General features: G+C 70.3%; 9 protein-coding genes. 8 read left to right on the top strand and 1 reads right to left on the bottom strand.

Going from position 1 to position 11,127, the window contains the following annotated elements:
• Positions 1 to 3: 3 nt before the first annotated feature.
• Complete coding sequence (locus tag OGL88_RS12975; RefSeq protein ID WP_263091664.1) at positions 4 to 513, bottom strand: hypothetical protein; 510 nt, start codon at positions 511 to 513, stop codon at positions 4 to 6.
• 144 nt (positions 514 to 657) lie between these two features.
• Here OGL88_RS12975 and OGL88_RS12970 point away from each other — a divergent pair, with 144 nt between their 5' ends.
• From OGL88_RS12970 to OGL88_RS12935, 8 genes are all read left to right on the top strand, one after another.
• Positions 658 to 1,500, top strand: coding sequence for a PhzF family phenazine biosynthesis protein (locus tag OGL88_RS12970; RefSeq protein ID WP_263091663.1), 843 nt, complete (start codon positions 658 to 660; stop codon positions 1,498 to 1,500).
• Positions 1,501 to 1,710: 210 nt separating this feature from the next.
• Positions 1,711 to 3,069 (top strand): extracellular solute-binding protein, encoded by a 1,359-nt coding sequence (locus OGL88_RS12965; protein WP_263091662.1) that lies wholly within the window; start codon positions 1,711 to 1,713, stop codon positions 3,067 to 3,069.
• A 108-nt stretch (positions 3,070 to 3,177) separates the two neighbouring features.
• A complete protein-coding gene (locus tag OGL88_RS12960) occupies positions 3,178 to 4,128 on the top strand; it encodes a carbohydrate ABC transporter permease (protein WP_111085332.1) in 951 nt (316 codons plus the stop codon).
• The gene (locus tag OGL88_RS12955; RefSeq protein WP_374114446.1) at positions 4,128 to 5,027 is read left to right on the top strand and encodes a carbohydrate ABC transporter permease; all 900 of its coding nucleotides are present in this window, start codon (positions 4,128 to 4,130) and stop codon (positions 5,025 to 5,027) included. The genes OGL88_RS12960 and OGL88_RS12955 overlap by 1 nt, the downstream gene beginning before the upstream one ends.
• A 37-nt stretch (positions 5,028 to 5,064) precedes the next feature.
• Positions 5,065 to 8,178, top strand: a complete 3,114-nt coding sequence (locus OGL88_RS12950) for an alpha-mannosidase (RefSeq protein ID WP_263091661.1) — start codon at positions 5,065 to 5,067, stop codon at positions 8,176 to 8,178.
• A 296-nt stretch (positions 8,179 to 8,474) separates the two neighbouring features.
• Positions 8,475 to 9,446: a hypothetical protein gene (locus tag OGL88_RS12945; RefSeq protein WP_263091660.1), complete on the top strand. Its 972-nt coding sequence runs from the start codon at positions 8,475 to 8,477 to the stop codon at positions 9,444 to 9,446.
• Between the two features lie 33 nt (positions 9,447 to 9,479).
• A complete protein-coding gene (locus OGL88_RS12940; protein ID WP_205463275.1) occupies positions 9,480 to 10,220 on the top strand; it encodes a histidine phosphatase family protein in 741 nt (246 codons plus the stop codon).
• Positions 10,210 to 11,073, top strand: a complete 864-nt coding sequence (locus OGL88_RS12935; protein ID WP_263091659.1) for an NAD(P)H-hydrate dehydratase — start codon at positions 10,210 to 10,212, stop codon at positions 11,071 to 11,073. The genes OGL88_RS12940 and OGL88_RS12935 overlap by 11 nt, the downstream gene beginning before the upstream one ends.
• Positions 11,074 to 11,127 lie beyond the last annotated feature (54 nt).

Raw genomic sequence — 11,127 nt, 5'->3', positions numbered from 1 at the left:
GCGTCAGCCGTCCGTGCGCAGCGTGCTCGAGTCGTCCTGACCGGGGATCGCGTCCTTCGTGGTCCAGCCGTACCAGCGGTCGCCGATCTCGGCGACCGCGCGGCCGTCGCCGCACGTGACCAGGCCCGTCGTGGGCAGGTCGTCGGGCAGGAAGTCCGCCTCCATCGCCGGGCCGCCGTACGAGCCGTCGAGCTTCGTGCACGCGGTGAGGTCGACACCGTCCTGTGAGGCGAACCGGATGACGTACCCGGGCTGGGAGGCATGCAGTCGGACGTCGATGTCCTCAGCGTCCTCGGGCACCCACTCCGGCATGAAGAACGCCATGTCCTCCGACTCACCGGACCGCGGCGCGTCCGAGTACGTGGCGAAGTGCTTCTGCGGCGTCTTGTTCGGGACGATGTCCTGGATCACGCTGCACCCCGTGGTCAGCAGCAGCGCGGACAGTGCTGCGGCCCCGGCGAGGGCGATGCGGAGGGTGCGGCGGGAGGTGTTCGGTCGCGTGTCGGTGCTCATGCACCCAGTCTCGTGACGGATCACCTGCTGAAACATCACGTGCACACCCGGACCCGTGCGGGGGTTACCCCCACCTGAGGTGCCGAGCCACCCGTCGGTGATCGGCCCGCGCGGACCTCGCTGCCCCCGCAGTAGCGTCGCACCATGAGCATCGACGTCCTCCGGTACACCGCCTTCGCCGCCGAGTCCGGGGGCGGCAACCCCGCCGGTCTGGTCCTCGACGCAGCAGCGCTTTCCGACGACGAGATGCTCGCCGTGGCCCGCGAGGTCGGCTACCCCGAGACCGCGTTCGTCGTCGGCGCCACCGCAACGGGCCCGCACGTCCGCTACTTCTCGCCCGCCGCCGAGGTGCCGTTCTGCGGCCATGCCACGGTCGCGCTCGCGGTGGCGCTCGCCGAACGGCAGGGGCTCGGCCGCCGGGTGTTCACGACGGCCGCCGGAGAGGTCGCCCTCGACGCCACCACCGGTGCCGATGGTGCGGTCCAGGTCGCGATGACGAGTGTCGAACCGGCGACGCGGGACATCGACCCGGCGCTCCTCGCTCGGTTGTTCGACCTGCTCGGGTTCACGGCTGACGACATCGCGCCGGGGTTCCCGGTGCTCGAGTCCTTCGCCGGCAACTGGCACCCGGTGCTCGTGCTGCACGACCGGGAGCTCTTCCACCAGTTCCGCTTCGCACCCGGCCCGCTCGCCGACCTCAAGCACGAGGCGGGCTGGCAGGGGACGGTCACGGTGCTGCACCGGACCGGGGAGCGTGAGTACGAGGCGCGGAATCTCTTCCCCGCCGGCCGCATCACCGAGGACCCGGCGACGGGCTCGGCGGCAGCGTCGACCGGGGCGTACCTGCGCGAGGTCGGTGCCGTCGAGCCGGGGGACCGCGTCGTCATCCGGCAGGGGCGGCACGTCGGTCGCCCGAGCCTGCTGCTCGTCGACGTCCCGTCGGCCGGCGGGATCACCGTGACCGGGGGCGCGACCCCGATCGAGTGAGCCGCAGCGCGTGGGATGGGAAGCGGATTCGGGCGTACCTGGTCGAAAGTTCCGACCAGGTACGCCCGCTTCGGCACGGTACGCCCCCAACCACGCGCACGCGACGCGCGCGGCGCGAGAAACTCCTTGACACGGATAAGTCCATACGCTGGACTAATCCTGCGCGCGGGCGATGGAGCCCGCGGATGTCACCCGTGCAAAGGAGCACCGATGAAACGCACCCGCATCATCGCCGGACTCGCAGCCGTGGCCGTCGCCGCGGTCGGCCTGGCAGGCTGCTCAGCCTCGGGGTCCGCCTCGAGCGACACGATCAAGATCGCGTACCAGAAGTTCGGAGCCTTCCAGCAGCTCGACGCCCAGATGAAGCTCGTCAAGAAGGAGTACGAGAAGGACAACCCGGGCAAGAAGGTCACGCTCGTCCCGATCCAGGCCCAGGGCAACGACTACTACACGAAGCTCGCGCTCATGAACAAGGCGCCCGCGACGGCTCCCGACGTCATGTACGAGGACACCTTCCTCGTCAAGGCCGACGCCGAGGCCGGCTACCTCCTGCCGCTCGACAAGTACACGGCGAAGTGGAAGGACTGGGACCAGTTCTTCGACAACGCCAAGCAGGCCGGGCAGGGTGACGACGGCAAGATCTACGGCGTCCCGATGGGCACCGACACCCGCGCTCTTTGGTACAACAAGGACATCTTCAAGTCCGTCGGCCTGCCCGTGCCGTGGCAGCCGAAGACCTGGGACGACGTGCTCGCCGCGGCGAAGACGATCAAGGACAAGAAGCCCGACCTCATCCCGTTCAACATCTACTCGGGCAAGGCGCAGGGCGAGGCATCGACCATGCAGGGCTTCGAGATGCTCCTGTACGGGGCGGACGGCTCCGGCAACACGCTCTACAAGGACAAGAAGTGGGTCACGGGCTCGAAGCAGTTCGAGGACTCGCTGCAGTTCGTGAAGGACGTCTACCAGGGTGGTCTCGGCCCGACACCGCAGCAGGCGCTCGACACGAACGTCGGCACGACGATCGCGCAGACGTGGCTGCCGAAGGGCAAGCTCGCGATCGACCTCGACGGTTCGTGGCAGTCCGGCACGTGGCTCAAGTCCGGCACCGCGCCGTGGGCCGAGTGGAACGACGTGATGGGTCAGGCGCCGATGCCGACGCAGAACGGTCAGGACCCGGGCTACAACTCGATGTCCGGTGGCTGGACCCTGGCGGTCGGCGCGAAGTCGAAGAACCCGCAGGCGGCGTTCGACTTCATCACGAGCTTCCTCGACAAGGACGGCTCGCTGAAGTACGACACCGAGAACAGCCAGATCGCCGTCCGCAAGGACGTCGCGGACGACACCGCCTACACCGACGCCAACCCGACGTTCAAGTTCTTCTCCGGGCTGGTGGAGAACACGAACTTCCGCCCGGCGACGAGCGACTACTCGCAGGTGTCCAACGCGATCCAGGTCGCGATGGAGTCGGTCATGACCGGACAGCAGACGCCGAAGCAGGCGGCCGCCGTGTACGACAAGGCCGTCACGCAGGTGGTCGGCAAGGAGAACACCGTCTCGGCTGGTTGACGGACGTCCCCCACTGACGGACGGGAGGCGCGGGGCGGCCCCGCACCGCGCCTCCCGGTCCGTCCTTCCCCACCTTCGGAACCCCTCCGCACCCGGAAGGCACCCATCGTGTCCAGCACCCCCCTCGCGCCGACGCTGTCGGCGCCCGGTGCGCCGAAGCGCACCGATCCACCCGTGCCGCGCAAGCGGCGACCACTGCGGAACGTCGGCCGAGCGGTCCCGCTCCTGCCCGCCCTCGTCCTGCTCGTCATCTTCCTGCTCGGCCCCGTCATCTCGTCGTTCTACGGGTCGTTCACGAACTCCGCGCTCACCGGCGCCGGCGCTGCCGACCAGCAGTTCGTCGGCTTCCAGAACTACGTCGAACTCTTCCAGGACCCGGACTTCCCGAAGTCCGTCATCCTGACGGTCGTGTTCCTGCTCGCCTCGGCGGTCGTGGGACAGAACGTGCTGGGGCTCGGCCTCGCACTCCTGATGCGCTCGGCCAACAAGGCCGTCCGCGCGATCGTCGGCACCTTCGTCGTCGCCGCCTGGGTCCTGCCGGAGATCGTCGCCTCGTTCGCCGCGTACGCCTTCTTCAACGACGAGGGCACGCTCAACGAGTTCCTGAAGTCCATCGGCATCAGCGGACCGAACTGGCTCTACACGTTCCCGATGTTCGCCGTGATCCTGGCGAACATCTGGCGCGGCACGGCCTTCTCGATGCTCGTCTACTCCGCCGCCGTGCAGGAGGTCCCCGAGGAGATCACCGAGTCCGCCGAGGTCGACGGTGCCACCGGGTGGCAGCGGCTCGTCTACATCACCTTGCCGGTGATCCGACGGAGCATCTCGACCAACCTGATGCTGACGACGCTGCAGACGCTGTCGGTCTTCACCCTCATCTTCGTGATGACCGGGGGTGGGCCGGGCACGAACTCGTCGACCCTGCCGATCCTCGCCTACCAAGAGGCGTTCAAGTTCTCGCAGCTCGGCTTCGGGACCGCGATCGCGACCATCCTGCTCGTGGTGGGGGCGGTCTTCTCGATCATCTACATCCGAGCCCTCAAGCCGGAGGTGGACTGATGGCCATCACTGCCCCGTCCCTCGACCCGACCACCACCCGATCGGTGACCGCTCCCGGCTCGCTGCACATGACGTCGCCCCGCGGCCGCACCATGCGGTGGGTGGCGAACATCGTGCTCCTCGTGATCGCGGTGTGCTTCGCGGTCCCGCTGCTCTGGCTCGTCCTCGCCTCGGTCGACACCCAGGCGTCGCTGTCCGTGAAGCTGCCGACGCAGTTCACGCTCGACAACTTCACGAAGGTGCTCACGCCCGAGCTGTCGTTCATCCCGCTCGCGAACAGCCTGCTGCTCTCCGGTGGCACGGCGGTCGTCACCGTGGTCTTCGCACTGCTCGCCGCGTACCCGCTGTCCCGCTACAAGATGCGGGTCAACAAGCCGTTCCTGTACAGCATCCTGTTCGGGACCGGTCTGCCGATCACCGCCATGATGGTGCCCGTCTACGCGCTGTTCGTGTCGCTCAACCTGATCGACAACGTGTGGGGCTGCATCTTCTTCCTCGCCGCCACGTCGCTGCCGATGGCGATCTGGATGGCGAAGAACTTCATGGACTCCGTGCCGATCTCGCTCGAGGAAGCTGCGTGGACCGACGGGGCGTCGATGATGACCACCCTGACGCGCATCGTCGTCCCGCTCATGCGTCCGGGCATCGCCGTCGTGTTCATCTTCGTGTTCATCCAGGCGTGGGGGAACTTCTTCGTCCCGTTCGTCCTGCTGCTCTCGCCCGACAAGGTGCCCGCCGCGGTGAGCATCTTCAACTTCTTCGGGCAGAACGGGGCGGTCGCGTACGGACAGCTCGCCGCGTTCTCCATCGTCTACTCCGTGCCCGTCATCGCCCTCTACGTGATCGTGTCCCGAGGCCTCGGCGGCGGCAACGCCCTCGCCGGCGGCATCAAGGGCTGATCTGCTGGCTCCGGCCGGCTCTCTCGAAAGGAACCACATGCACCAGGACGAACCGCTCGTCGAGGCCCGGATCGCCCGCCTCGTTCGCGACCGCGTCGACCCCGCCGTCCACCGCCGCTCGGCGCCGGTGACGATCGAGGCGTGGGAGGTGCCGGACGAGCCGGTGCCGTTCGACTCCGCCGTCCAGCAGGCGTACACACCGTTCACCGTGGGCAGCGCCTGGGGTGGCCGGCCGTGGGGGACCACCTGGTTCCGGATCACCGGCACCGTCCCCGCCGACTTCGGCACCGCGCCGGGGACCACGGCGGAACTGCTCGTCGACCTCGGGTTCACGAAGCGGCACCCGGGGTTCCAGGCCGAGGGCCTGGCGTACCGCACCGACGGCTCCACGATCAAGGGCGTCGAGCCGCGGAACGACACCGTGCCCGTCGAGGCCCGGCCCGGGGAGTCCTTCGAGCTGTACGTCGAAGCCGGCGCGAACCCGGACATCGGCGGCGACTCGTTCCAGGGCGCGACGCCCCTCGGGTCGCGATCGACCGCGGGGGACAAGCCGATCTACCGCGTGCGTGCCCTCGAACTCGTCGAGCGTGACGACACCGTGTGGGAGTTGCAGCAGGACTTCTGGGTCCTGCGCGGCCTCATGGCGGAGCTGCCCACCGACGGCACCCGCGGCGCCGACATCCTGCACGCGCTCGAGTTGGCAGCGGACGCCCTCGACCCCGACGACGTCGCCGGCACCGCAGCCGACGCCCGCCAGGTTCTCGCACCCGTGCTGGCCGTCCCCGCGAGCGCCGCGGCACACCGGGCGATCGCCGTCGGCCACGCGCACATCGACTCCGCCTGGCTCTGGCCGGTGCGCGAGACGATCCGCAAGTGCGCCCGCACGTTCTCGAACGTCCTCGACCTGATGGACCGCGACCCGGACTTCACCTTCGCCTGCTCGTCCGCGCAGCAGTACGCGTGGATCCGCGACGGCTACCCGTCGATCTGGGCCCGCATCAAGCAGCGCGTCGCCGAGGGCCGGTGGATCCCGGTCGGTGGCATGTGGGTCGAGTCGGACACGAACCTGCCCGGTGGTGAAGCGCTTGCACGACAGTTCGTCGCCGGCAAGCGCTTCTTCCTCGAGGAGTTCGGCATCGACACCCCCGAGGCCTGGCTGCCCGACTCGTTCGGCTACTCCGGGGCGCTGCCGCAGATCGTCCGCGCCGCCGGCTCGAAGTGGTTCGTCACGCAGAAGCCGTCGTGGAACGAGACGAACGTCATCCCGCACACCTCCTTCCACTGGGAGGGCATCGACGGCTCGCGCGTCCTGACGCACCTGCCGCCGGCCGACACCTACAACTCCGACGTCTCCGCCGCCGACCTGCACCGCGGCGAACGGAACAACAAGGAGCGCGGGGTCGCGAACACCTCGATGCTGCTCTACGGCTTCGGTGACGGCGGCGGTGGACCCACCCGCGAGATGGTCGCCGCAGCCCGACGCCAGCACGACCTGGACGGCTCGCCGCGCGTGCAGCTCGGCACCCCGGCGCAGGTCTTCGAGGAGCTCGAACGGGCCCTGCCGACCCCCGGCGTGTGGTCCGGCGAGATGTACCTCGAGTTCCACCGCGGCACCTACACGTCGCAGATCCGCACGAAGCAGGGCAACCGCCGCTCGGAGCACCTGCTCCGCGAAGCCGAGCTCTGGGCATCGACCGCGGCCGTGCGCCTCGGGCTGGACTACCCCTACGAAGAGCTCGAGCGCGCCTGGCACACCGTCCTGCTGCAGCAGTTCCACGACATCCTGCCGGGGTCCTCGATCGCCTGGGTCTACGAGAACGCCGAGGAGAACTACGCGCAGATCGCCCGGGTGCTCGAGGGGCTGATCGGCAACGCGACGACCGCGCTCGCGAACGGGGGCGCTGCGGCACTCGCCGGGGTCGGGGCCTCGTCGTCGACGGCCGCCGGCGGCAGCAGTGCGTTGCTCGACGCGCCGTCCGGCGGCGACGCCGTCGGCGGCAGCGGCTCGTCCGGGAACGTCGTGCGCTTCAACGCCTCGCCGGTCGCGGCAGGGGACGCAACCGCCCTGGGTGGTTCGCTCGGCTCGGAACCGCGACCCGTGCCTCCCGTCCGCTCCGGCGACCACTTCGTGTTCGACACCGGCGTCGTCACGGCGACCATCGACGGAGCCGGGCACGTCGTGTCGCTCGTCGACCGCGCGAGCGGACGCGACGCGATCGCACCGGGTGCGGCCGCTGCCGAGTACACGGTCTTCCGCGACACCCCGAACCAGTGGGAGGCGTGGGACATCGACCGCGCGTACCAGCGCAACGGCACCGTGCTGTCGGCCTCGTCGGTCGCGATCGACGGCTCCTCGCTCGTGGTGGAACGGTCCTTCGGGTCGTCGACGCTCACGACCCGCTACTCGGCCGTCGAGGGCGGGCCGGAACTCACCATCGAGACCGAGGTCGACTGGCACGAGCACCAGAAGCTGCTCAAGCTGGCGTTCCCGCTCGATGTGCGCGCCTCGTCCGCTTCGAGCGAGATCCAGTTCGGCCACATCGACCGGCCGACCCACCAGAACACCTCGTGGGACCACGCCCGCTTCGAGACCTCGGCGCACCGATGGGTGCACGTCGCCGAGCCCGGGTTCGGCGTCGCGGTGGCGAACGACTCCACCTACGGACACGACATCACGCGCTCCACGCGGCGCGACGGCGGCACCACGACGCTCGTGCGCGAGTCGCTGCTGCGCGGACCGACGTTCCCGGACCCGAACGCCGACCAGGGGCACCACGTGTTCCGGACGGTGCTGCGGGTGGGGGCATCGGTGCTCGACGCCGCCGACTCCGGCTACCGGTTGAACCTGCCGGTGCGCTCGGTCGCGGGGACGACTGCCGTCGACCCGATCGTGACCGTGTCGTCGCCGCAGGTGCTGGTCGAGGCCGTGAAGCTCGCCGAGGACCGCTCCGGTGACGTGGTCGTGCGACTGTACGAGGCCTCCGGTGGTCGGGCGACCGACGTCGGGGTGTCGTTCGGGTTCGACGTCGCTTCGGTGGCGACGGTGGACCTGCTGGAACGCCCGCTGGGGGACTCGTGGGACTCGGGGGAGCCGGTCGTGCTCACGCTCCGGCCCTTCGAGATCGTGACCCTGCGGGTACGCCGGGCCTGAGGCAGCGGGGCCGGTCCCCTTCGGGGGAGAGACCGCGGCGTCGGACGGGACACGGGTGCGTTCCGTCCGGCGCCGCCTTCTGTGTGGTGCGTGGGGGCCTGGTCGATTCGGGCGTAGGTGGTCGATTCGGGTGTACCTGGTCGAAAGTTCCGACCAGGTACGCCCGATTCCACTTGGCATCGCGGCCGTTCTGGGAAGGAACGTCCTTCCTCCACAGACGGGCAGGCCTGGAGGCCCGTCCACAGTCCTCGACGTCAGCCCGCTGGGCGCGTGGCGGGTCGGGCAACGTCTCCTCCATGAACGAACCGCTGCCCATCCTCCGAGCCTCGGCCACGCGAGAGGCCGGACTCGACGCCACCACCCTGCGCCGCCGGACCCGACTCCAGGGTCCGGGCCGACTCGTCCGGGCAGGGCCGAACGCGTTCGTCGACGGGGCAGCGTGGGACGCGGCCGGGCCACGGCAGCGGTACGTCACCCGCGTGTACGCGCGGCTCGGCCGGCTCGGCCCGCGGGCGACGGCATCGCACGACTCAGCGGCCGCGGTGCACGGGCTGCCCGCGCTCGGCGGGTGGAGCGTCCCGGTGCACGCCACCGTGCCGGATTCGATGTACCGGGGCAGGACCCCCGAGCTGGTCCTGCACACGAGACCGGTGTCCGGTGCCGAACGGGTCCGGGTCGGCGACCTCGCAGTGACCGCGGTCCCGCGGACGGTGATCGACATCGCGATGACCGGAGACCTGCGCACGGGGGTCGTCGTGGCAGACGCCGCGCTGCGCAACGGGACCGGGCGCGACGAGCTGTGGCGAGCGGTGCACCCGAGTGCTCGCGGGCGGGCGAGGGCAGCGCAGGTCCTCGACCTGGCCGACGGGCGTTCGGGTTCCCCGGCGGAGTCACTCGCGCGCGTGGTCTTCCGCGAGCTCGGGTTGCCTACGCCCGTGCTGCAGCGAGAGTTCGTCGTCGATGGTCACCGGTCCGCCGTCGACTTCTGGTTCCCCGCAGAAGGCGTCGTCGTCGAGATCGACGGACGCGCGAAGTACACGCAGGAGCGCTACCTCGGGGGCCGCAGCCAGGCCGAGGTGTTCCTCGACGAGAAGCGGCGGCACGGTCGGCTGCTCACCGTGCCGGGTGTCCGGACGATCATCCGGCTCGAGTGGCGAGACCTGTTCGACCTCGATGCGCTGGCGCTCCGGTTCCGCGCCGCGGGGTTGCCCTGCGCGATCCGCCCGGTCCGGAGCGCCCGCCGCACCGCAGTCGGTGGGCGTCGGTGAGCCGGCTCAGCGCGTCGTGGTTAGCGTGGCCGCATGGCAGTGCAGGAGATCTGGCTCGTCCGCCACGGTGAATCGCTCGCGAACGTCGCCGCCGCCCGAGCGGAGGCCGCGGGCGACGACGTCATCGACGTCCAGTACCGTGACGCCGACGTCCCGCTCAGCCCGCTCGGCGAGTCGCAGTCGCGGTCGCTCGGGCAGGAACTCGCCGATCGTGGCATCGACGACGTCCCCGTGGCACTGTGGGTCTCCCCGTACCTGCGTGCGCAGCAGACCATCGAGATCGCGCTCGGGGCCGGCGGACTGGCCGAGCCGGAGAGACGGGTGGACGAGCGGCTCCGCGACCGCGAGCTCGGTGTCCTCGACCTGCTCACCCTGCAGGGTGTCCGGAACCGGCACCCCGACGAGGAACGTCGCCGGCAGTGGCTCGGCAAGTACTACCACCGGCCAGCGGGCGGTGAGTCCTGGGCCGATGTGATGCTCCGCCTCCGATCGGCACTGGTCGACGTCGACCGGATCGAGGGCACCGAGCGGCTCGTCGTCGCGGCCCACGACGCCGTCGTGATGCTGGTCGTGGCGGTGTGCCTCGACCTCGACGAGCCGGCGCTCATGGAGTTCGCTCGGACGCACGCGGTCGCGAACGCCTCGCTCACACGACTCCGGCGCGAACGTGCCGGTGCACCGTGGGTGCTCGAGGAGTTCTCCTCCGTCGGGCACCTCGACGACGACGAGGTCACGGCACACACCGGCCGGAAGGACGACGAGCATGTCCGCTGAGACCGTCACCCCGAACTTCCTGCGGGACTGGCCGCTCCCCGAGCCCGGCGCCGGCAAGTACGGTCGCGGGCAGGTGCTCGTGGTCGGCGGCGCAGCGCGGACGCCCGGAGCCGCGATGCTCTCGGCACTCGCTGCACTCCGGGTGGGAGCGGGGCGGCTCACCCTCGCAGTGGGACGGAGCATCGCGAACGAGGTCGCGGTCGCCGTGCCCGAGTCCGGCGTCGAACCGCTCGACGAGGACGCGGACGGTCACGTCGCCGTCGGTGCCATCGAGGGGATCGCCGCCGCCGCCGCGAGTGCGGACGCGCTGCTGGTCGGCCCGGGGCTCGACGAGCCGAACGGCACCCGTGACCTGGTGGCCGGCCTCGCCGACGTCGTCGGACCACAGACCACCGTCGTGCTCGATGCGTTCGCCCTCGGGGTGGCGGCCGACGTGCGGGACCGTCTGGAACCGCTCCGGGGCCGGCTGGTGATGACGCCCAACTCCGGCGAAGCCGAACGGCTCCTCGGTCGGGAGGGCAGCGACGACGACGTGGCCGACGCGATGGCGATCGCGCAGCGGTTCGGTGCGGTCGTGGCCCTCGGGGACGCCATCGCGACTCCGAAGGGGCGGAGCTGGATCAAGGGCACCGGCGCCGGAGGACTCGGCACCAGCGGCAGTGGGGACGTCCTGTCGGGTGCGGTCACGGGGCTGCTGGCACGGGGTGCCGATCCCGCGCAGGCAGTGGCGTGGGCGTCGTACGTGCACGCGGCCGCGGGTGACCGGCTCGCGGTGCAGGTCGGCCCGCTCGGTTACCTGGCGAGCGAGCTCGTAGCCGAGATCCCGCGGGTGCTCGTCGAACTCGGCGCCTGAGCTCGCCCGTTCTTTCCCAGGGCGCGCGCGATACCTGATGTTCTCGGGCATACC

The sequence above is a fragment of the Curtobacterium sp. RIT-PI-V genome, from assembly GCF_025642935.1.
In the GTDB taxonomy this organism is placed as follows: Bacteria; Actinomycetota; Actinomycetes; order Actinomycetales; family Microbacteriaceae; genus Curtobacterium.
This window is presented reverse-complemented; position numbering and strand designations above follow the sequence as displayed.